Raw genomic sequence first — 23,475 nt, forward strand, 5'->3', positions numbered from 1 at the left:
TTGAAAAAAGACGGAAAGGTTTTTTAAATTAAGAAATTCTAAATTAATTTTTTTAGTCTGTTAATTTTTTATTAATATTACGCTGGTTTTTGAATTAAAAAGTTGTATGGATACCTACCAATGGGACGATAAAAAGGTTTTGGTTGCCGAAGATGTGGAAACCAATTTCCTGTTAGTTCAGGCTATTTTAAAAAAGACAAAGATTAACATAACATGGGTTACAAATGGACTGGGAGTTTTTGAACAACTGGAAAATGGATTAAAACCTGATTTGTTACTTCTGGATATCAGAATGCCTGAAATGGATGGATATGAGGTCATGGAGAAGTTAAAATCCGAAAATAGTGAAATGCCTGTTATTGCACTTACAGCCTATGCAATGCGGGAGGATGAAGAGAAAATACGAAACTATGGTTTCAATGCTCATGTGTCCAAACCGATAAAGTCAAAACTCTTACTGGATACAATGGCCGATTATTTATAATCGGCTTTTTAATTTAAATTTTATGAGTGAAATAATCTGCAATCATCTTGGAATATCAAAAGATGATTTTATAAATATAATAAAGGAAAAGAACCTGACCACTCTGGACGAGGTGTTGGATGAAACCGATGCCGGGAGTGTATGTGGAACCTGTATTCCGGACATTGAACAGATTCTTAACGATGTTCTGAACGGAAAACTCTAAGGTAATCAATCCACGGTACTTGATTTTTTGCCATCAGAGAATATAGTAACAATCCTGTCGCCCTTTTTAAGTTCACTGACTTTATTTACAATCAATCCGTTCTTACTGGTTATTGAATACCCTTTTTCGAGAATCTTAACAGGATCCTGATAATTAACTTTAATTTCATACTTCCCTAAAAGTTGGCGGGAATTCTCAATCTTCTGAGAGACTGCAGAATATAATTTTGACCATAACTGATTCAGCACTTCAGTTTTCGACTTTGCAGAATGAACCGAATCTTTCTGCAATTCTTTCATATATGAATTCAACTGTGTTCTTTGTCCGGCGATCCTTAAATGAACACCTGCCTGCATATCTTTCGATAACGAATCAAGAATGAACCCATGTTCCTGCATACGTTGTTGCGTTACAGGTTTAATTTGTGAAATCGCCATTGCCAACCTGTTTCTGCTGTCATTCAGGATATCTTCTGTTCCAGAAAAAATTCCGTCAGCCAAATCATTTAAACGAGAATCGAAATCCGAAAAGCAGGAAATTAAAAATTCTGCCACAGCTGTTGGCGTTTTCAGTTTGGTATGAGCCACCAGGTCCAGTACCGTTTCATCTTTATCATGACCTATGCCTGTAAGAACCGGTAAAGGAAACTGAGCCACCATGAAACACAGTTCATAATCATTAAAACAATTCAGGTCCAGAACAGCACCTCCACCTCTTAGTACCACTACAGCATCAAAAACATCAGCATATTCAAACACGCGGTGAAACGCATCCATTATGGATTCAGGCGCTTTTTCTCCCTGCATTACTGCCTCAAACAATTTAACATGAAAGTGATAACCATACCCATTATTACTAAGCTGATCCATAAAATCCTGCAGACCTGCAGCAGTGGAAGAAGATATAACCGCCACTGTTTGGGGAAGCACCGGAAGAACCAGCTCGCGGTTCATATCAATTACACCATCTTTTGTAAGCAGATCAATGGTTTGCTGCATCTTCAGGGCCATCTCCCCTACAGTATATGCAGGATCAATATCACGGATATTTAAACTCATTCCGTACATTTCGTGATACTCCACCACACCCCGGACCATAACCTCTAATCCTGCTCCCAGTTCAATACCGGTACTGGTTTCAAAAAAAGGCTTCAGCATTCTGAATGCCGCCGACCAGATTGTTGCCCGCATCCGGGCACTGATAGTATTCGTCTGCTCATCTTTTTCAACCAACTCAAGATAGCAATGCCCTGAAAAAGAATTGACCTTATATTCTGCAATTTCTGCTATAACCCAATATGAAATTTCAAGGTGTTCATCAAGCGTCTGTTTGATAACTGATGATAATTCGGATAGTGTTAGTTGCTTTTGTCCACCGTTATGCATTACAATACGCTTATTTTTTGACTTACGGTCCGTTTATTTGTCACAATATTTAAGACGTACATTCCGGGTGCAATGCCTTCAGGGAAATATATTTTCTGAATAAATTCGTTATTTAAAGTTCGTACTTCCATAACTCTGCCTTCCATGGAATATAAAGTTAGAACAGAAAGTGTTTCCCCTGGAGGTGTTTCCACAAAAAACGCTTTAACAGCCGGATTGGGGTACACTTTAATAATGCTAAACCGTTCAGTTTCCTTTTTCGATTCCTCAAGCCATGCCTGGTAAATATTGGGAATACCATACCCAACACTGTCATTGGGAACGGTATATCTGTTGCTGAAAGATATAATAAGGTCCCTGATCTGAGGTGCTGTTTTGCGCGGGAATGCCTGCCATAAACAAGCACTCATACCTGCCATTACCGGTGAAGAAAAAGATGTTCCGTTGCCGGTTCCGACCGTGCCGTTCGTAAGCTGAACAACCGTATGATAACCATTGGCTGCCACATCCGGTTTTATTCGACCATCCGCAGTTGGTCCACGCGAACTGAAATATGTGTATGTACTGTCTTTATTTACGGAACCCACAGCCAACACCTTTTTCCCATCAGCAGGACCAATAATTGATTTCCAAACCTTATTCCCTTCATTTCCGGCACTATTAACCACCAAGATGCCTTTTGATACAGCTATATCAGCGCCACGGGTAACCCTGATATTTTTTCCGTTAAGATCATGTTGTGTATAACTCATAGAAGGATCATCAAATTCAGAATATCCCAGGGATGAATTGATAATATCAGCGCCAACACTATCAGCAAACTCGGCTCCGGCAATCCAGTAATCCATCTCAACAGGATATTCAGAAGCAGCATCCTCAGTATGTATCAACATATAGCTTGCACCCGGCGCTGTTCCTATCAGGTAGCCGGGAATATTTCCCCCCATAATGCTTAACACAGCCATTCCATGTGAATGTGTTTCAAAAATATCCCCGCCCGGATTAACAAAATCCTTTGTGAGTAATATCTGATTGTTCATCCATAAAGAATCATAGGCCGGAAGTTCATTCACGTGATAAAAGCCGGCATCGAGCACTGCAATCCATTTCCCCTTTCCTGTAAATCCCATAGCATGCATTTCCTGCCCGTTATGCATGACTATCTGATCAATTGAAGTACCATAATCAAATGTTGCGGGACTCAGGGTTTCAAATTTCATTTTTGCTGATTTCAGTCGTGGTTCAATCCATGTCAGGTTCACCGAATCAACAAAAGATAACTGCTGAATTTGCTTAACTATCAGTGTATCATCCGTCATAACGGTTACAGTATTCAACCAACGGCTCGTACAGCGAATATCCACCCCAAGGTTCCTTATAATATTCACATAGTTACTTAATACAGGTATATCCAGCGAATCTATCCTAACATTCTGGTTCAGCCTTCGTTGCAAGGATCTTTGAGAGAGATACTTTTCGGGATGTTCCAGGGAATATTCTGTTCCGTTTTTATCATGCAACCAGACAAGATATTTCTTATTCTGACCCTGAGAATTCAGGGTCAGGCTTAAAAAAAACAGTATAATCAGCAGGTGTTTTAACATAATACTTAGTTACAAAACAAATTTACAAAAGAAAGGATCAAATTTAATACTACAATTCTGATCTGTTTAAAAAAATAAAAGGGAAGCCGTAAAACCTCCCCATTATAGAAAAATTGAAACTAAAGAGCCTTAATTAAAGTAACATACTGGCTAATTCCGACAGGTACGAACGTTCGCCCTTCACCAGGTTAATATGTGCAAACAGATCCTGTCCTTTCATCCTGTCTGCGAGATACGCCAGTCCGTTGGAATGTTCATCCAGATAGGGAGAATCTATCTGTTGAATATCACCTGTAAATATCATCTTTGTACCTTCACCGGCACGTGTAATGATAGTCTTTACTTCGTGTGGTGTAAGGTTTTGAGCCTCGTCAATAATAAAAAATGTATCAGAAAGGCTGCGCCCACGAATATAAGCCAACGGAGTAATCATTAATCTTTCCTCTTCTGATAAAATCTCTATTTCCTTCACCTCTTTTGAAGCCGGAGTAAACTGATGCTTTATCACATTCAGGTTATCGAACAGCGGCTGCATGTACGGCATAATTTTTTGTTTCTCGTCCCCCGGTAAAAATCCAAGATCGCGGTTAGCCAGCGGAACTATTGGCCTAGCCAGCAAAATCTGGTTATAACTTTGATGTTGTGCCAGGGCAGCGGCTAATGCCAGCAACGTTTTTCCTGTTCCTGCACGACCGGTAAGCGCCACCAGTTTAATATCCTGATTCATCAACACATCCAGAGAAAAGGCTTGTTCCGCATTTCGTGCTTCAATACCAAAACATTTCTCCTTCATCACCTTTTTTATATGACCACTGAATGCATCATAACGAGCCAGAACACTGCTTGAATGATTCTTAAGAATAAAACAGTCATTGGGTGTGACTTTTTCCTTAAAATTGAATTCCTCAAGTGGCATGCCTTCATGTTCTTTGTACAACCTAGCAATCAGGTCGCTGTCATAGCCTTCATGAATTTTAATCTGCTTGTGAATAACCTCCGGATCCTTAACCTTATCGGTTCTGTAATCCTGAGCCATAACGCCAATGGATTTGGCCTTCAATCGCAGGTTGATATCCTTGGAAACAAAAATGGTTGGTTGTTTTGGATTATTGTTTTTTATCCAGTCTGCAATGGCAATGATCCGGTGATCCGGCGTCATTTCAAAAAATGATTCCTGCATGGACTCCGGAAAAGGCTTACCTGCTACCACAAACAAACGTCCTTTACCTCTTCCCAGGCTAACGCCTTTAGTGAAAAGTTCGTCTCCTGCAATTTTATCCAACTCTCGTGTAAATTCCCTCGCGTTAAAATTTATCTGGTCGTTACCCTTCTTAAATTTATCCAGCTCCTCCAGTACATGTATGGGCAGGTAAATGTCATTTTCCTGAAACTGATAGATGCATTCAAAATCGTGCAGAATAACGTTAGTGTCCAGAACAAAAGATTTTTTTACTTTAGGCATATGTATAATATTGTAATAGTTTAAAGATAAAAAAATATCGAACCCGAATTTTTTACCCCGTTTTTTATCCCCAATTTTACATCCGGTTCACTCAGCATAAATTAGGTTAAAAGCTGGAAATCAAAACTTAAAACGGCGGGTTATTTTATCAACAATAAATGAACTACGAAGAAACACTTCAATATTTATTCAGCAGCCTCCCAATGTACCAACGTGTGGGAAAAGCAGCCTATAAAGCTAATCTTGACAATACTCATGCACTGGATGCATATTTTGGTCATCCGCATCGTGAATTTAAAACAGTTCATGTAGCCGGAACAAACGGGAAAGGAACGGTTTCTCATATTTTGGCAGCTGTATTTCAGTTGCACGGTTTTAAAACCGGATTATATACCTCTCCTCACCTGTTTGATTTCAGAGAACGCATAAAAATTAACGGGGAACCGGTTAGCAAGGAATCTGTTATTGACTTTGTAGCAGAACACAAAGCACTTTTCGAAAACATTCAGCCCTCCTTTTTCGAAATGACAGTCGCTATGGCATTCAAAGTTTTTAAGGATGAAGGCGTAGATATTGCCATTATTGAAACCGGAATGGGCGGACGGCTGGATTCCACGAATATAATTTCACCTTTGGTTTCGGTGATCACCAATATTGGATACGATCATACCCAGTTCTTGGGATCAACGCTGGAAGCCATTGCAGGTGAGAAAGCTGGCATCATAAAACCCGGAATTCCTGTAGTAATCGGAGAAACTCAAAAAGAAACGGAGCCTGTTTTTAAAAGCAAAGCACTCGAATCCGGTTCAACCATAACTTTCGCTGACCAGCGATACAAATCTGATATCCTGCTAAGGGAAACATTTTCTCAGACCATTACGGTTGGAGAAAAAACTTACAAAACGGATTTAACAGGAAGTTACCAACGCAAAAACCTGACCACTGCATTGGCTGCACTCCATGTATTAAAATCTGAATATGATCTGAATGATGATCTTATTACCAATGCCCTTACTGCTGTAAAATCGGTTACAGGGCTGAAAGGCAGATGGGATGTGATCAGTGAGTCACCTGATATCATCTGCGAGACCAGCCACAACGAAGCCGGCATCAGGGAAATGGTGGAACAGTTGAAAATGTTTGGATCAAAGCAAATACATATTATAACAGGTATGGTTAACGATAAGGACCCGGATGCCATATTACCTCTGTTGCCACAAAAAGCCAGATATTATTTTACAAGGGCACAGGTTGAACGGGCAATGCCTGAGACTGATCTTCAGAACCACGCCCGCAGATATGCCTTAAATGGTAACGCATATCCGAAAGTTGACCAAGCCATTAATGCAGCCAGAAAAGTTGCCGGATATGATGATGTTATTGTTATTACCGGAAGTATTTTTTTAATTGCAGATGCTATGGAGTATCTCAGTTCGTCACGGGGTGAGTAGCTCAAAGATTTAATATATTCTCCCGTTGACTAAATTGCATCCATCATTTGATATTTTCCATTATTTTTGCGCATCATGAAATGTAGGGAAAACTGCGGAGCATGTTGTATAGCTCCATCCATATCATCTCCCATACCGGGAATGCCAAACGGGAAAAAAGCCGGAGAACAGTGTATCCATCTCACGAATGATTTCAGATGCGGAATATTTACCAGTCCCGAAAGGCCCAAAGTATGTGCCGGATTTATGGCAGAAGAGCTGGTTTGCGGTCACAGCAGAGAAGAAGCATTAACGATTCTCAGTGAATTAGAAGCATCCTGCAGACAATCCTAACATTGCTTTCCTTTGTAACCAAACAGATGGTGTTTGGCGATATGATCCATCACCTCTTCAGGAATGTATTCACATAATTTCTCATCACCGGTTTCTATCAACTGCGTAACATGTTCTGTAGTAATCCCAAGATGCTCAGGTGAAATATCTCTCAGAATTAATATTTTTCTGGTTGCGTTAAGATACTGCCATAACAGACCATTCTCTTCCGAAAACCTGATATCTTCAGGATAGATGACCTCCCCTGTTTCATGATCAAGAGAAGGATACAAATACATTTTTACATTCTCCTGAAAAAGGGCTCCCATAGCTTCAAGTAAACCGCCCCGAAGGTCGTTATAATAAGTACTGTCAATAATTTTTTCAAACGTTGGCAATCCAACCACAATTCTAAGTTTGATCATCTTAAATTGTCCGAAATAATCTACCAACTGGAAAAAGCGGTTAAACTTGGAAACCATTACACTTTGCCCCATTATATTGAGCAGATCAACTCTGTGCAGAAAGTCTTTTTCATCCAGATTAGCATCCTGTATCAGATAGTTCAGCGAAATCTCACAGAACGAAATGGTATTATCAGGCTTGTAATCTTCGTCATGTTCAAAGATTTCCATGCTATCCTGAATGAAATCCATCCCAAGCTTATTGATCGGCCTGAAATAGCCTCTGAAAACAAGGGCATTTTTCCGGTATAACATATCCCCCGGTTGCTGCACCTGTCCATCCTGGTCAAACATAATGGCTGGTGTCATATTGGTACGGACCAGCATAAGATTTAGCAATCGGTTATCTACCCAATCCATATCGGGTCCTTCCACATACACATAATCCACCTCCACCCTGTCACTATCCAGATTATCAAGGAGTCCCTGTAAAATTTTTCGTGGATCCTCCCACAAAAACAAACCACCATAGATCAAATTCACGCCCAGCGTTCCAAGTGTATACTGTTGCAAAAGGGTATCGTTTTCAAGCAGTTTTACGTGAATATATATGTGGTTTGGTTCATACCGTTGTGTGCCTTCAACAGCTATACCCAGCCAACCGTGACCATTATTCGTTTTATGGTAATTCAGAGTTTCAACGGTATCGGCAAAGGCAAAAAATTTCTGATCGTTCTTTTTATCAAGTATTTTTATAAGCTCATTATATTCATACGTCACCATTTTTCTTAAACGGTCCTGTGCGACATAGCGTGCCGGCTTACCCTCGTTGTAAAAATGATCGCTAAACAGTTTGTCGTATGCTGAAATAGATTTGGCAACAGTATTTGACGCACCACCGGCCTGAAACAAATGACGTGCAGTTTCCTGTCCTCCACCAATCTCTGCTATAGTTCCATAGTAATTTGAATCGAGGTTGATATGAACAGACTTTTCTTTTATTCCAAGGGTTTTCATAATATCAGCATTTATACAAATGTAAAAATAATTACAGGTGTTTGATGTATTAACAACAAAGATAGCCGGATGTTTGCACATGAATTCAAATAAAAGCTTATTATCTTTAGGACGTAAAACAGAACATTATGGTCAGAAAAATAGTAATGTCCGCAATAGTTGCGTGCCTTTTAACTTCATTATCCGCACAGGATCGTGTAACAGGAAAACCCTTTGCTACCCGTTCCGAGGTTTTGGGTCAACACGGTATGGTGGCTACAAGCCATCCATTGGCCACACAAATAGGACTTGACATTCTTAAAAAAGGAGGAACAGCTGTAGATGCGGCTATTGCAGTTAATGCAGCCTTAGGATTAATGGAACCAACCGGTAGCGGAATTGGAGGTGATGTATTTGCGATTATCTGGGATGCCAAAACCCAAAAACTGTACGGATTAAACGGCAGTGGAAGATCACCGGAAAAACTGACCCTGGAATATTTCACCGAAAACGGATATAAGCAGATTCCTCCGCTGGGTCCTTTACCGGTCAATGTTCCTGGATGTGTGGACGGTTGGTTTACGCTGCATAAAAAATTCGGAAAGCTATCAATGAAAGAAATCCTGCAACCTGCTATTGACTATGCAGAAAACGGTTTTCCTGTAACCGAGCTAATCGGTTATTACATTCAAAGATCCGTTCCCTACTACATTTCAAAAGGTTTTCCGAATGTAGGAGAAACCTATACTATTAAGGGAAAAGCGCCCGGGAAGGGTGATGTGTTTAAGAATCCATATCTGGCAAACACTTACCGGTTGATCGCAACAAAAGGGCGCGATGGATTTTACAAAGGGAAAGTGGCTGAAACTGTGGCAACGTTCATTCAGGATCAGGGAGGATTTCTATCGGTTGAGGATCTGGCCAAACACCATTCGGAATGGGTTGAACCGGTGTCAACCAACTACCGTGGTTATGATGTATGGGAACTTCCACCAAACGGACAGGGCATCACGGCACTTGAAATGCTGAATATTCTGGAAGGTTATGAATTTTCTCCCGGAGAATACGGATCAGCACGTCACATTCACCTGTTCACAGAAGCGAAAAAACTGGCGTTTGAAGATCGTGCTAAATATTACGCCGATATGGATTTTGCAAATGTTCCGGTTGATTACCTGATTTCAAAAGCGTATGCAGATAAACGCAGAGAAGAAATTGATCTGCACAGAGCTGGAAAATACAATGCAGGTGAGATCAGCAAAGGCGAAACAGTTTATTTTACGGTGGCCGATAAGGATGGCAATATGATCTCGATGATTCAAAGCAACTACCGCGGCATGGGAAGTGGAATGGTACCTCCGGGCCTGGGTTTTATGTTGCAGGACCGTGGTGAACTCTTCAGTCTTAACGCGGAGGATGCCAATGTATATGAACCCGGGAAACGGCCTTTCCACACCATCATCCCGGCATTTATAACCAAAGACGGCAAACCCTATATAAGTTTTGGTGTTATGGGTGGCGATTTTCAGCCCCAGGGACATGTGCAGATTGTGATGAACCTGATCGACTTTAAAATGAACCTCCAGGAAGCAGGCGACGCACCGCGTATCAATCATAACGGGTCATCCACACCAACAGGAATAAAAGCAGAAGATACCGGAGAAATTACGTTGGAGAGCGGTTTTTCCCAGGTTGTCATCAGGGAACTGATGCGCATGGGACATCAAGTGGGTTTTGACGATGGCATTTACGGCGGTTACCAGGCCATAAGGTACGATGCCGAAAAAGGTGTGTATTATGGTGCATCTGAATCCAGAAAAGACGGACAGGCTGCCGGATATTGATAAAAGATATCATGCAATCCTGTTAATCTATTGCCCATATACATAAAGATGATGCAGAACATACATACTATTAAAATAAACTCAGGAAAGGTAGATATTGCATTAAGAAAGGTTTATAATTCTAACTAAGGTTGAGATTCAAACATGCAAAAACTTATTGATTATATCACACAATTTGTGAAACTGGATGATGAGGCTATTCAGGCACTGAAGGACCTTGCAGAAATTGAGATCTACAGAAAAAACCAATATATCCTTGAAAACGGACAACGTTGCAACAAAATCTGGTTCCTGAAAAAGGGAATGGTACGAAAATTCCATTTATGTGATGGAAAGGAGATTACAACATGGATTCATACTGAAAATGAAACGTTTACATCCCTGCAAAGTTATGCTCAAGATACCCCGTCTGACGAATTTTTACAGGCATGCGAGGATACAGAAGTCATAGGAATTACAAAAACCAATAGTGAAAAACTTTCCCGACATCCTCAATTTATAGTTTTTACAAGCACCTTAATGGAACGTGAATTTGTTAATATTGACAAGCATACCAAAGCTCTGAATCAAAGAGATGCCAAAGGAAAGTACGAATACCTGCGGGAAATCGCTCCCGAAATAATTAAAAGAGCTAAAATTGGACATATTGCATCTGTAATAGGTGTATCAAGGGAAACATTAAGTAGAATCAGAAGAAGTTCATTTTTGTGACCTGGATCAAAAAAAATACCATTTGCCTTGCTGAACTTTGCCAAATCAAAATTAATAAAAATGGCAAAGACATCTATCTACAAAACAGACGAGGGCAAAGAACAGATTATAAAGTACTATAATTCCCTCTTGTCACAATGGACTCAACCGTCCAGACAGTTTTACATTGACACACAATTAGGAAAAACACATATTATAGAAAGCGGAAACAAAGAGAACCCGGCAATTCTTTTATTACACGGCACGGGATCCAATTCAGCCATGTGGACTTATGATGCCAAAATATTATCTGAGACATTTCATGTATTCGCGATCGATATACCGGGCGAGTGCGGAAAAAGTTCAGAAAACAGACCCGATTTCAAAGATGAGAATTATTCCAACTGGATCTCTGCAATTACCAAAAATCTGGGATTAAACCAGGTTTCATTAATCGGTTGCTCTCTTGGAGGATGGATTGCTATGGATTACGCGATTAATCATCCGGATAAGGTAGATAAGCTGATATTAATGGCTACTGCCGGTGTAACGCAGATAAAACTGAAATCTGTTCTATGGATTATTCTTACATCATTAACAGGAAGTTGGGGATTTAATCAACTCAATAAAATGGTTTATGGAAACCTGACAATTGATAGTCAGGCTCTTGAATTTGCTTCATTAATTAAGAAGTATTTTATCCCACGGACAGGTGCATTACCGGTTTTTACAAACGAATCACTTGGCAAAATAAAAGCGTCAACTTTATTTATTGGTGGTGAAAACGACTGTTTTTACAATTCAGAAAAAGCAGCATCGCGCTTAAAAGAGTATGTCGACAATATACAATGTCATGTATTAAAAAACACAGGACATATTTTGATAGATCAAACAACTAAAATACTGGAATTTTTAAAAACTGATTACAATGAAATTTGAGTTTACCGGACAACTAAAAACATTGATTGAGAAGGCACATAGTGGAAATTCATTAGATGTTGACTATATCATGAATCATTTAAATATTGAATCAACATTGGCAATAACACGGTATGTGGATTTCGCACTAAGCCTGGTTGAAAACACAGATGGTATAGAACGGATAAAATATTATTTATTCAATGGCACTCTGATACAGAGAAACTACGCCAGTTTGTTTTTAAACAGACTTGGTGAGTGGAAACCCGTAAAAGAAGCTTACGAAAAAGGATTGATTGATAAAATTCAGGCATATTCCCGTTGATATGAATAACATATATAGTAAACAACTAAACAGATTTCACCAAACCTATACTATAGTCCCTTATTTCGTTTTTACAAAATAATTAATCCGCTCTCAGTTCCTGTACACGGTGAGATTTTTCATACACCAAAACCTTCTGCTTTTGACCACTGTTATGTCCGATATATTTTTCAGATCCTGCAAGTAAAACAGGGAAAACCCGTCGAAAATCTCCAATCTCGCCGGTACTTTCAATTTCTGCCTGCCAGACAACTTTAAGCTGATGATGCAAATTTGAATATGCAATATCGTATGCTGTTAAATACAGATACCGGTTGTATTTTGTTTTAGCTTTATTTACCGTCTGATAACCAACTATTTCCATTTCTTCTTCACCTTCCGAATCTACAGCGCCAGTAGGAGCCCACACCGGCAATCGTTGTTCAGTAACATCAAAATCGGGAACACTCATCCCGTATTTAAAGTAAATGACATAATCCGCATCTTTTAAATCCTTTACCATCCGGTATCCCTTATCGGTAAATACCTTTGCCATCTGGTTATAAAATTCCAGATACTGCAGGTCATAAGGAATTATGGTTGTGTCTTCTGGTATCAAAACACATGTTTTGCCTATGCAAACAGAATCGTTACCATAGCTATCTACATATACATTAAAACCGGTACTTTCACTATATGCATGATATGCTTTGTAACTGTTGTAGGTTGCACATCCCGAAAATATCACGATTAAAATTGGAAAGAGTAAGAATTTCTTCATGGTGTTAACTTTTTATATCGGGAATTATCAGCTAACAGATAAGCAAAAAACCTGCCAGATATAAAGCACTTGACACATAGAATCTCCTACTCCCCGCTTTTGATTCGAGGGGCCAGGTTAGTCATATATAATGACTCTTTTCCGTATTTTAATTTACAGAGTTAAAACTCAGAATCATTCACCAGGAATTGCAGGGCCCTTAGTATAAAAATTATATCAACCGGTTGAACCCAACGCATTGGCAATGGCGTTTACACATTGCAGCAAAGCAAACAACAGATCATTTTCTTCGGTCGTATTCTCACCTTTTATATTGCGCCACTTTCTGATCAGTTGAACCTGGGCATCGTGCAGTGAATTTAATGCATCAGCCCTGAGCATTGTTGAATAAAAGTGGTTCATCCTCCGTTCACGAATTGGTTTACCAAGCAATTCTGACAACATCTTCCGCGTCAGTTCCAATTCACCAACTATCTTACCCATAATGTTTTGACGAACTGTTTCATCCTCTACAAGTCCTGCATATTTTTTCATGACTTCTTCATCGGTAGCAGCCAAACTCGAATCCAGGTTGGTAAGCACATACCGAACAAACGACTCATATTTTGCCAATCGTTTGAGTTTGAAAAATGCTTCCGGATTTTCATTATGTAACTCATTCAGCGTTGATCCCACCCCAAACCAGCTTGTAATGTTAAACCGGGTCTGGGCCCAACTGAATACCCACGGAATTGCCCTGAGGTCATCCATGGTTCGCTGGCCGGTTCGCCGGGCTGGTCTCGACCCTATTTTGCTTGACTCAATTACATCAATAGGTGTAGCCTCGGAAAAGAATTGCAGGAAATTAGGGTCAGACAACAACTGATGATAAAAACAACTGCCACGTTCTCCGAGATGTCTGAACAGCTCTGAAATTTCATCCTGCTTTTCAGAGGTATATTTGTGTAATATCGTCTGAGCCGAAACAGTGGCCAGCATCAACTCAAGGTTGTAGGATGCGTTCACCATGTTGGCATATTTTCGCTCAATAGTTTCCCCTTGTTCTGTCACACGAAATTTTCCCTGGATGGAATTGTGCGGCAAAGCCTTTATGAACCAGTGTATCGGCCCCGAACCACGGCTTATGGTTCCACCCTTACCATGAAAGAACCGGATCACTACTCCATGCTTTTTACCCGTCTCCGTCAGCTTCCGTTGAGCCTGGTTCAAAAACCATGAACTGGCCAGAATACCACCATCTTTATTACTATCGCTATACCCGATCATGACATCCTGTATCATCACGCCCTTTTCACCAGCCTGTAGTTTCAAACTGTTCTTTACAATATCCTGACTGAGATAATCATCAAGAATCTCAGGACTTTTCACAAGGTCATCAATAGTTTCAAATAATGGAACAACGGGCAGTATTGTTGAAAGTCCGTTTTCTGCCTTTTGGGTCAGCCCAGCCTCACGTAAGAACAGATACACAGTAAGTAAATCTCCCGCATTACGGGTCATGCTCACAATAAGTTTTCCGATGGAGCGGCTCGTATAATGGCTCACATGTTCGCTAACCACTTTAAGAGTCTCAATCACATTCATGGCTTCCTTACCGGCTTCTGAATGTGATACAAGAAATGGTCGGTTAATTTTCAGTTCTCTGGCAAGAAAGATTCGTTTATCTTTTTCATTCTTCATGACGGAAGCTGCTGTATTTTCATCTATGGAGGCAGCAATTATCTGATGTAGCGCTTTTTCGTGATACGCACTGTTCTGGCGAATATCCAGCTGTGCCAGATGAAAACCAAAAATCTTCAAAATACGTCTGAAACGTCCGACATCCACATGCGCCACTTCCGGAATTCCATACGCCATCAGTTCCCGGTATAATAAGTCAATGTCATTCAAAAGCTGTCCTGAATGACTGTATGCATTATCCCTGTCCTGTAAATCAATATTGTGCTCATGCACTACATCAATTGGGAGCTTATACAGCATAAGCAATACATAAGCCTTGAAAATTTCAGAACTGTTTTCTTTCAGAACCATCACACCTTCTGTGTCAAGTTCCTGTACCAAGGCATGAATACGTTCAGCAAATTGCTCACTCACACCACTAATTTCCTGGTAAATACTGAGCTTACCAGCCAGCATAATCAGTTCTTTCTTAACAATTATAAAAGCGTGTATCCGTAAACGATTCAGTGTAATTCTGGTGATTTCAGGAGTTACCAGAGGATGGCCGTCACGATCACCACCTACCCAATTGCCAAATGACAATCCGGGAAACAGATTGTTATCTTTCAATTTCTCAGGATCAAAACCAACCTCTTTCCAGGCCAGTCTGAGTCTTTTGTCCAATAAAATAACCACATCAGGAAATACCCTGGTCAGGTAATGCAGAATGTTATCAAGTTCGGACTCCACCCTTGGCTTTTTAATGTAAATCTCATCGTTATTCCAGAGTCTGTGTAATATATGCTTGATTTCATCACGAATATCCTCCTGTTCAATATGAGTATACATTTTGTTTTCACGCTTTACCAGCAACAGATAGAGTTTACGGTATTCTTTTAAAACAACTGTTCGTTTGGCCTCCGTTGGATGTGCTGTCAGTACAGGTTCAATCAGGATATCGGGTAAAACTTCCAGAATCTGGTCTTCGGTAATCCCGTTTTCCTTTAACAATTTAAAGTTTGATGCCCAAAGTCCGTTTACACCAGCCATCTCCTTCTCTTCTTTTGCTCTGCGGCTCTGAACCGCACCATTCACTTCAACCAGGTTAAGCAGCTGAAAACTTAATGATAATAAGTGAATATAATCGTTACTGAGCAGTACATTTTCCGGAGGATTAACGTTTGGCCTGATCCAGGGAATATAGGGTACGAGTTCGTGTTTTCCACTCTCTTCCAACACTTCCTTTACACATTCAAGGAGATAGTTCAGATCGTAATAAGGTTTTCCCAATGCGCTTTTTACTTCTTCGAATACACTTTTCATGCTGAGAACTATGTTTAGTACCAAAACAGGAAAAGCATATTAACAGTTCATAAAACGCCCGGGAAATATCATTTAGCCTTAGACCCGGTATTCAACAGAAAACGGTAGAATTAAAAACACCATTTAACCCCAGGAGAAAAAACCTGCGTAATATTCGTTGTTCTCCCATGATATTTTTTTACCTGCAAATCAGATTATTACTGATAATCCTGTTACTGTATTGCTGAATAACAGCTTTTAATTTCTGCTCCTGCCTGGTAATATCAACTGTGGATATAATATTGTGTTTCAGGAAAGGATCGCTTTTATAATTGAACACTGATGTGACTTTCTTACCATTGAAATAAATCACCAGATCACCTTCCATATACTGGTAGTTATCACCAATAAAATTCAGGACATATGTTTTGCTTTGTTTATCCAACAAATTATCCCCAAATGCCACATAGCAGCCCGGATAATGAAGGTAATGCAATACAGATGGCATAATATCGGTTTGCTGTGCAAGTCGCTCATCCACACCCTTTAAACTTCCGTCAGGCGTATAAAATATAAGGGGTATGGCAAATGCATTCACATTGGTTTTATATTCCCTGTGAACCGGTGTTGTACTGTGATCTGCTGTAATAACAAACAAGGTATTCTTAAACCATGGTTCTTTTGATATACGTTTAAAAAACAGCCTTAAAGCATTATCGGTATAGCCCACACATTTGTGCAGAGGCATATCTCCAACCGGAAAAACGCCTTCATATTTTTGAGGCACTTTGTAAGGATGATGAGATGAAAGTGAGAAAAAGACATTTAAAAAGGGCTTATTATCCTTGCCGGTATTTTCTGCGATAAATTGCAGAAACTGTTCATCCCATATTCCCCAGATACCGTCAAAATACCGGTCATCGTTGAATTCCTTCTTGCCCATATAATGCTCAAATCCAACCATTTTAGTAAAAGCAGAAAATCCCATTGAACCGTTCGGCGCCCCATGCCAGAACGTTGTATTATAGCCCTCACTACTTAATAATCCCGCCATACTGCTTACTTCGTCCGATGAGTATTCGGAGAGAACAAAGGGCAAAACCAGTGCAGGTAAACCTGAGACAATGGACGGAAGCGCATCGATGGATTTTCTGCCATTGGCAAAAGCGTTAGGAAATACCAGACTTTCACCAGCCAGTGAATCCAGAAATGGAGTATAACCTTTATACGGTTCACCCTCAAGAGAATCGTTAAAACAACCAAAGTGTTCCCTTGAGAAGCTTTCCAGTATAATTACCATCACATTTTTATCGGATACTTTCAGGGAATCATTAACAGGATAAACCGGATTGAAATAGGTGGTCATCCGTTCATCGGATGTAAAATAATCCTTTTTGGTATACGTTGCTTTACCGAATGTCCTGATGATGCTGAAGGGCGTATTCAGTACGATTGCCACTTCCTCCGGTGAGCTGACATAATCCCCTGCGTTACTCAATGTTATAGGACGTGTACTGTGACGCCAACCTCCCCGTATACCAATTACCGCTATTGCAACGTATAATAAGAGCCCTAAAAAACCGGCAGGATAGGCCATCCATTTCCGTTTAAATGAGGTAGGTTTAAGCTGTACACGGTTATATAAAAACACCAGCAAAAAGATTAAAACAATCCAAACGACAAATGCAAACCAATAGTCAATTAAAAAGCGGCCCGCAAGTTCAGTCAGATTGACTTCGTGTTTAAAACTGCCTATAATGTTAAAGGTGGTACGTTTAAGAATGAACGGATAATATTCAAAGTCGATGACATTTAAAGCTAAACCAAATGCATTTATAATCACAAATAGCCACTTCAGAAGTTGTCTGTAACCCCGGCTGTTCAACCAGGGGAATGGTATGATCGCCAGGATAAACCATATACTATTGAGATAAAAGATGGCACTGATATCGAATTTAAGTCCACCAAGCATCATCCTTCCAAAACCCGCTAAGGTGACATTTTGGAACATATCTGTATTAAACAGATAAAACAATACCCTGCATATAGTATATAAAAAAAGCAATATAACGAAACGATACAGCAGCACAAAAAATCCACTGATGCGGAATCGTTTAAATAAATACGTATTCATATAGGTTCAATATCAACAGCGTAAAAGTAGTAAAAACAGGTCAGATGTCTTAAAGAATTCACATTTGTTTCATTTCAAACTAAAAGTTATTGATGTAGAGATTTGTATTTCATAAATCAGATCATCTCAAGCCGACTGTAAATTCTCTTTCAATTAAATCATCACAAATGGTAAAAACCAATATAAATAAACATAGTTACTATACGTTTAAAATTTATATTTTCCCTTCAGTTTATCTGGTCAAAATAAACATGTGATATTGACATTTTATTGTTTCAGAGCATACCTGAAATTTTATCACAGAAGTCAATATAAATGTGTAGTTTAAGTCAAAATGGACCATTTTAAGCAATCGATTGCCAAAAAATTTGACATAATGATCAAAAAGCCCATTAAAATTTCAAATCACAAGGTTTTTTTTATATATTAGCCCACTAACTAATTCTAACTAATCACTAAAACATTCTAATTTTATGAAAAAGCTTTTTACACTTATCGTATTTTTTATTGTGGCTTTCGCTACAATTAACGCTCAAAAAAATGTCATCTACATTACCGTCATGAATCTCACAGATGGTACAGCGGATGCAGCTGAACAACCCGTTATTGATGACATTACAGGTCTTGATGGTGGTAGTGCATACACTGTAACCTTACAAGAAGTATCGTATCTGGTTGAAGCTAATAAGGATGCATTAAATGCTGCAGACCTTGTAATTGTTGGCCGTTCCTGTAACAGTGGTGATGTGATTCCTACTTTGCCTGTACTTGCTCAGGTTACTTCCCCTGTTCTTTATATGAGTCCCTGGGTTGCCAGAGGTGACAGAGGGGGATTAGTTGCAACAGGAGGTTCTGCAAATTATGTAACAGGATCTGAGGCACCGTTACAGGCTGTAGTTACTGCCGAGGCAGCTGCAAGTCCGGTTTTCGCGGGGATATCAGAAGGGACAATCGAATGGTGGACCGGCATGTATAGTCTTTTTGATGCTGAAGGGACTACAACTACAAATGCTTCTTTGAAGGTAAAAACACCTAATGATGAAGTTTTACTGGTTATGTATGATGCTAATGTATTAATGGATGGTTCTGCTGGTCGTACTGCTGATGGTGTTCGTGCATACATGGGTAATGGACAGGATAATGCAGATCCTGCTAACTATTTTACCTTTAGCGATGACGCCAAAACAGTTTTCAATAACCTGGTTAAATATTTGGCAGATCAGGTGACAGCAATTGATGATGTACAAACAGAAGCTGCTAAGCTGACGATTGTAAATTACAATGGAACAGTTCGTATTTCAAATGCGAAACTCAGCGATGTAAGTGTATACACATTAAGCGGACAGCTGGTTAACAAGCCTGTTGTTTCAAACCACACTGCTGAAGTTACGAATCTTAACAAAGGTGTTTATCTTGTTAAAGCCACTGTAGACAGTAAAGCTGTTACCGGTAAATTTATCGTTCAGTAATTTATTTCTTAAAATATTTACAAGGGGTAATGCAGTATGCATTATCCCTTTTTTATGTCCGTGAATAAACCAGAAAACAAAATTTCACGATTTATACTTTTTCATGTCGCTTCATTAATAAAACTATTACCCCCTCACTTTTCAGTAGTTTTTCAAAATAACTTTCCGTTCCGGTTTAATTGATTACTTTTGCGCGCTCAATAGATTCGATAACAAAGAGCACAAAAAAAATAATATGATAACAGTTTCTGATCTGGCCATTCAATTTGATAAAACTCCCCTTTTCTCCGATGTTAATGTGAAATTTATGCCTGGCAACTGCTATGGTGTAATTGGCGCCAACGGGGCGGGAAAATCCACATTCCTACGCATAATATCAGGTGAACTGGATTCAACCCGCGGTTCTGTTGCTTTGGGCCCGGGAGAACGCCTTTCTGTTTTGAAACAGGATCACAATGCGTTTGATGAATATCCTGTTCTGGAAACTGTATTGCGTGGACATGAAAATCTTTTCAGGATCATGCAGGAAAAGGATGCACTTTACGCCAAACCTGATTTTTCTGAAGCAGATGGCTTTAAAGCGGCAAAGCTGGAAGATGATTTTGCCACTATGGATGGCTGGAATGCGGAAAGTGATGCTGCCATGCTTTTAAGCGGCCTTGGCGTAAAAGAGGAATTTCATTATCAGTTGATGCAGGATATTGATGCAAAACTAAAAGTAAAAGTACTGCTGGCGCAGGCGCTGTTTGGAAATCCGGACAATCTGTTGCTGGATGAGCCAACCAACAATCTGGACCTTGATACAGTTCTCTGGCTTGAAAACTACCTCTCAAACTTTGAAAATACGGTGATTGTCGTTTCACACGACCGTCACTTTCTGGATAATGTGTGTACTGACATTGTGGACATAGACTATGGAAAACTTAAAACATTTTCCGGCAACTACACCTTCTGGTATGAATCCAGTCAGCTGGCTCTAAGGCAGCAGGCCAATCAGAATAAGAAAGCGGAAGAGAAAAAGAAAGAACTGCAGGAATTCATTTCGCGCTTTAGTGCCAATGTGGCTAAATCGAAACAAACGACCAGCCGTAAAAAGATGCTGGAGAAACTGAAGATCGAAGAAATTCAACCGTCAACCCGACGCTATCCGGGTATCATTTTTCAACCTGAACGCCCTGCTGGAGACCGGATACTAACCGTAACAGGACTGGAATATGAACTGGAAGGTACAACCTTGTTTAAAGATGTCAGTTTTACGGTTGAAAAGGATGATAAAATTGTGCTTATCTCCAGGGATAACCGTGCGGTTACCACGTTCTTTAAAATGATTCTGGGTGAAATAAAAACAAAGCCTGATCAGGTGGAATGGGGCCAAACCATCAAAACAGCCTACCTGCCACAGGATAATACGGCTTTCTTTGAAAAGGACATGAACCTGCTGGACTGGCTTGGTCAGTTTTCATCCAACACCGATGAGAGCTACCTGCGGGGGTATCTGGGTAAAATGCTGTTTAACCGGGAGGAGATTACCAAAAGCTGTACCGTGCTTTCCGGTGGAGAAAAGATGCGTTGTATGATCTCACGCATGATGCTGCAACAGCCCAATATGGTTATTCTGGATCATCCGACCAACCACCTTGATCTGGAATCGATTCAGGCCTTTAATAACAATATGAAGACCTATCCGGGCCACATCCTGATGGCATCTCACGACCACGAATTTATCCGAAGCGTGTGTAACCGCGTTATTGAATTAACGCCAATCGGTATTATCGACAAATACATGGATTTTGAAGATTATCTGGCGGATGAGAAAATCAGGGAACGACGGAATGCGATGTATGAAGGGTAATTAGTTTCATTATTGAGAATTAATAATATTCAGAATTCACATTAGTCATTATTTCAAAAATCCGCCAGAATATGCGGCCTTGATGGGCTCTTATTTCATTTGAAGTTACATTCTCCGGCCTTAAATTACATGATTTCTTTTTAATCCCGGGGTAACACCCCGAGCTACCAATATTTGACTCCTACTGAGTCTTTTTACAACTAAGATCTGTAAAATATTAATCTTCCTTATTATCAAATCAAGTGCAGATTTTTATTCTCTGATTAGTCCTGGCTGTCATATTTTTTAAACCCAATACGTTTCCTTTTAGAAATTTGAATTTCTTTTTGTTTTGCTTCTTCAAACTGCTTTAAATATTCAAATATCAGCATTATTTTTTTGTCGTGATCAGCAGACTTGTATTCAATGTCGTCCAGTCGTCTCATGAGGTTTGTATTATCATTAAATGCTTTCCTCAATTTAATAAAAGTCCTCATTATGGCAATGTTAATATCTATAGCCTTTTTATTTTTTAAAACACTGGATAGCATTGCGACACCAGTTTCGGTAAATGCAAACGGTCTTGCCCCTCCAAGTATCTTTTTGGAAGGTATCACATTTTGTGATACCAGTAAATCAATTTCATCATCTTCTAATTCAAACATAAAATCTAAAGGGAATCGTTCAATATTTCTTCTTACAGCTTGTTTTAAGACTCTTGTTTCAACATCATACAGATATATCCAAAATAACCTTTTTGTCCCTCAATAATAGTATTTTACTGGCTATTGTTTCAAATGGTATAATAATATTTGACATGGCTAATGGGGAATAAAATATCAACAAATTACATAAATATACAAAAACAACCCAATATCTCAACATTTCATATGTCAGAACTTTTTGCGGCCCTGATAAGCTTTTATTTCATTTGGAGATATGCTTTCCGGCTTTTATTTTCATTAACTTTAATTTCTGAGGTATAACTTGGGATTGAAAATCCTGACCGAACCATAAAGGCTAAAATAATTGTACTTTTTAAGCAAATTAAGCATATCCCCAAGGCAATGCATCCATAAAAATTGGTGTCTTAGCCAAAGACGCCATCGCAAACAGAGGGTAATAAATTTACTCTAAAAGAATATTAACTGAATCAATTTGAGTCTTACGAACTAAGGTATATATATAAAAAGTATCATCTTGGAAAAAATAGATTTGATTTTTGCTATCCTTAACGGCACAAAAAACTATATTGCTGATATTAGAATCAATTGAATAAACCTTTAAATTACTATAATGAACGGCATTAAAAAATCTCCACGAAACATAAAGAGAATCGTATGATATTATATTTTCTTTTAGATGAGATAATTCTTCAATCCCGATTGATTCAGGCATATTTAAATAATCCTCGGATGATTTTCTCCTATTACAACTTACACATAAAAGAATTAGAAAAACAAATAATATTCTACTATTTTTCATTCCGTTTCAGTATTAAATTGTGTCATTTCTCCATTAATGTACAGTTGAATAACTGCATTTAAAAATATTTCCATTTCAATAACTTGCAACTCAACTGGATAAGTTAAGTCACCATATAAAATATACTTGGAAAGAACACCTGAACTCTCCTGAAATTCTAATTCAAAATAAGTTTCTCCTGGTGGAGGAAATGATTTATCCTTTGGTATTTCAATTTTAGATAAATCAATTATGTTAAATGGTATTTTATAGCTTAAAGCATATTTTTTACCATCTATCATTAAATGGTCATTATTTACAACAGCAAACTCTTGACATGTAAACCAATAAGGTCTTTTTATAATTTTTAGTGAAACGGAACTAATATAATTCTTTTCAGCCAGCAATTTAACTTTCGAGAATGATCTACCATACCCTTCAAAATAGACTTCAACCCCGTTTTTTCGTACTTCAATACTGTCTATGTGAGAATTAATATTATCGGAACAACAATTTAGCTCAGTTACTTTATAAATTCTATTACTTAGTTGTATCTTTTCCAGACAATAGGGGATCCAATTAGTTATAATAAAAGAATCCTGAATCACAATAATTTCATTACTTTCACTATTCTGGTACACCCCACTAATATTACTACTACTGAGTTTTATATACCTGTTACAGCTGCAGATTAAAACAAATGATAACAATAATAATATTCTTGTAATCTTAACCCCCCTATATATTAATAAAGACATATTTAATCATTTACAAAA

Annotated in this window: 20 protein-coding genes; 10 read left to right on the forward strand and 10 right to left on the reverse strand. The window is 38.9% G+C overall.

Annotated elements, in window-relative coordinates:
- Positions 1–106 precede the first annotated feature (106 nt).
- Positions 107–484, forward strand: coding sequence for a response regulator (locus ACE01N_RS07800; protein WP_375728223.1), 378 nt, complete (start codon positions 107–109; stop codon positions 482–484).
- 22 nt (positions 485–506) lie between these two features.
- The gene (locus ACE01N_RS07805) at positions 507–689 is read left to right on the forward strand and encodes a (2Fe-2S)-binding protein (protein WP_380586704.1); all 183 of its coding nucleotides are present in this window, start codon (positions 507–509) and stop codon (positions 687–689) included.
- 5 nt (positions 690–694) lie between these two features.
- Here the strand turns inward: ACE01N_RS07805 and xseA are convergent, their stop codons facing one another.
- The 3 genes from xseA to ACE01N_RS07820 form a co-directional block, all read right to left on the reverse strand.
- Positions 695–2,074, reverse strand: a complete 1,380-nt coding sequence (gene xseA, locus ACE01N_RS07810; RefSeq protein WP_380586707.1) for an exodeoxyribonuclease VII large subunit — start codon at positions 2,072–2,074, stop codon at positions 695–697.
- Positions 2,074–3,678, reverse strand: coding sequence for a S8 family serine peptidase (locus ACE01N_RS07815; RefSeq protein ID WP_380586710.1), 1,605 nt, complete (start codon positions 3,676–3,678; stop codon positions 2,074–2,076). The genes xseA and ACE01N_RS07815 overlap by 1 nt, the downstream gene beginning before the upstream one ends.
- 133 nt (positions 3,679–3,811) lie before the next feature.
- Entirely contained in the window at positions 3,812–5,140 is a 1,329-nt protein-coding gene (locus ACE01N_RS07820) for a PhoH family protein (RefSeq protein WP_380586713.1), read from the reverse strand.
- A gap of 158 nt (positions 5,141–5,298) precedes the next feature.
- On the opposite strand from ACE01N_RS07820, the gene ACE01N_RS07825 reads away from it, so the two are divergent.
- Together ACE01N_RS07825 and ACE01N_RS07830 are read left to right on the forward strand one after the other, a co-directional pair.
- Complete coding sequence (locus ACE01N_RS07825; RefSeq protein ID WP_380586716.1) at positions 5,299–6,591, forward strand: bifunctional folylpolyglutamate synthase/dihydrofolate synthase; 1,293 nt, start codon at positions 5,299–5,301, stop codon at positions 6,589–6,591.
- A 75-nt stretch (positions 6,592–6,666) separates the two neighbouring features.
- Positions 6,667–6,924: a YkgJ family cysteine cluster protein gene (locus ACE01N_RS07830; protein ID WP_375728217.1), complete on the forward strand. Its 258-nt coding sequence runs from the start codon at positions 6,667–6,669 to the stop codon at positions 6,922–6,924.
- Here the strand turns inward: ACE01N_RS07830 and ACE01N_RS07835 are convergent.
- On the reverse strand, positions 6,921–8,324 hold the full coding sequence (locus ACE01N_RS07835; protein WP_380586720.1) for a hypothetical protein: 1,404 nt from the start codon (positions 8,322–8,324) through the stop codon (positions 6,921–6,923). The genes ACE01N_RS07830 and ACE01N_RS07835 overlap by 4 nt on opposite strands.
- Positions 8,325–8,452: 128 nt before the next feature.
- Here ACE01N_RS07835 and ggt point away from each other — a divergent pair, with 128 nt between their 5' ends.
- The 4 genes from ggt to ACE01N_RS07855 all read left to right on the forward strand — a co-directional run bounded on the left by ggt (position 8,453) and on the right by ACE01N_RS07855 (position 12,080).
- Entirely contained in the window at positions 8,453–10,147 is a 1,695-nt protein-coding gene (gene ggt, locus ACE01N_RS07840; RefSeq protein WP_380586723.1) for a gamma-glutamyltransferase, read from the forward strand.
- A gap of 144 nt (positions 10,148–10,291) precedes the next feature.
- Positions 10,292–10,858, forward strand: a complete 567-nt coding sequence (locus ACE01N_RS07845) for a Crp/Fnr family transcriptional regulator (RefSeq protein WP_380586726.1) — start codon at positions 10,292–10,294, stop codon at positions 10,856–10,858.
- A 60-nt stretch (positions 10,859–10,918) separates the two neighbouring features.
- The gene (locus ACE01N_RS07850) at positions 10,919–11,776 is read left to right on the forward strand and encodes an alpha/beta fold hydrolase (RefSeq protein WP_380586729.1); all 858 of its coding nucleotides are present in this window, start codon (positions 10,919–10,921) and stop codon (positions 11,774–11,776) included.
- Entirely contained in the window at positions 11,766–12,080 is a 315-nt protein-coding gene (locus tag ACE01N_RS07855; RefSeq protein WP_380586732.1) for a hypothetical protein, read from the forward strand. The genes ACE01N_RS07850 and ACE01N_RS07855 overlap by 11 nt, the downstream gene beginning before the upstream one ends.
- Before the next feature lie 82 nt (positions 12,081–12,162).
- Here ACE01N_RS07855 and ACE01N_RS07860 read toward each other — a convergent pair whose 3' ends face one another.
- From ACE01N_RS07860 to ACE01N_RS07870, 3 genes are all read right to left on the reverse strand, one after another.
- The gene (locus ACE01N_RS07860; RefSeq protein WP_380586735.1) at positions 12,163–12,840 is read right to left on the reverse strand and encodes a hypothetical protein; all 678 of its coding nucleotides are present in this window, start codon (positions 12,838–12,840) and stop codon (positions 12,163–12,165) included.
- 216 nt (positions 12,841–13,056) lie between these two features.
- Complete coding sequence (locus ACE01N_RS07865) at positions 13,057–15,822, reverse strand: phosphoenolpyruvate carboxylase (RefSeq protein ID WP_380586737.1); 2,766 nt, start codon at positions 15,820–15,822, stop codon at positions 13,057–13,059.
- A gap of 178 nt (positions 15,823–16,000) precedes the next feature.
- A complete protein-coding gene (locus tag ACE01N_RS07870) occupies positions 16,001–17,935 on the reverse strand; it encodes an LTA synthase family protein (RefSeq protein WP_380586740.1) in 1,935 nt (644 codons plus the stop codon).
- A 473-nt stretch (positions 17,936–18,408) separates the two neighbouring features.
- Here ACE01N_RS07870 and ACE01N_RS07875 point away from each other — a divergent pair, with 473 nt between their 5' ends.
- Together ACE01N_RS07875 and ACE01N_RS07880 are read left to right on the forward strand one after the other, a co-directional pair.
- Positions 18,409–19,404 (forward strand): T9SS type A sorting domain-containing protein, encoded by a 996-nt coding sequence (locus ACE01N_RS07875; RefSeq protein ID WP_380586742.1) that lies wholly within the window; start codon positions 18,409–18,411, stop codon positions 19,402–19,404.
- A 235-nt stretch (positions 19,405–19,639) separates the two neighbouring features.
- The gene (locus tag ACE01N_RS07880) at positions 19,640–21,256 is read left to right on the forward strand and encodes an ABC-F family ATP-binding cassette domain-containing protein (protein WP_380586745.1); all 1,617 of its coding nucleotides are present in this window, start codon (positions 19,640–19,642) and stop codon (positions 21,254–21,256) included.
- A gap of 263 nt (positions 21,257–21,519) precedes the next feature.
- On the opposite strand, the gene ACE01N_RS07885 is transcribed toward ACE01N_RS07880, so the two are convergent.
- The 3 genes from ACE01N_RS07885 to ACE01N_RS07895 form a co-directional block, all read right to left on the reverse strand.
- On the reverse strand, positions 21,520–21,978 hold the full coding sequence (locus ACE01N_RS07885; protein WP_380586781.1) for an ORF6N domain-containing protein: 459 nt from the start codon (positions 21,976–21,978) through the stop codon (positions 21,520–21,522).
- Positions 21,979–22,363: 385 nt separating this feature from the next.
- Positions 22,364–22,633, reverse strand: a complete 270-nt coding sequence (locus ACE01N_RS07890; protein WP_380586748.1) for a hypothetical protein — start codon at positions 22,631–22,633, stop codon at positions 22,364–22,366.
- Between the two features lie 83 nt (positions 22,634–22,716).
- A complete protein-coding gene (locus ACE01N_RS07895; protein WP_380586751.1) occupies positions 22,717–23,457 on the reverse strand; it encodes a hypothetical protein in 741 nt (246 codons plus the stop codon).
- Positions 23,458–23,475 lie beyond the last annotated feature (18 nt).

Origin of the sequence: Quyinboa ferrireducens (assembly GCF_042436675.1) — a bacterium.
Lineage (GTDB): Bacteria > Bacteroidota > Bacteroidia > Bacteroidales > UBA5342 > JBHJHP01.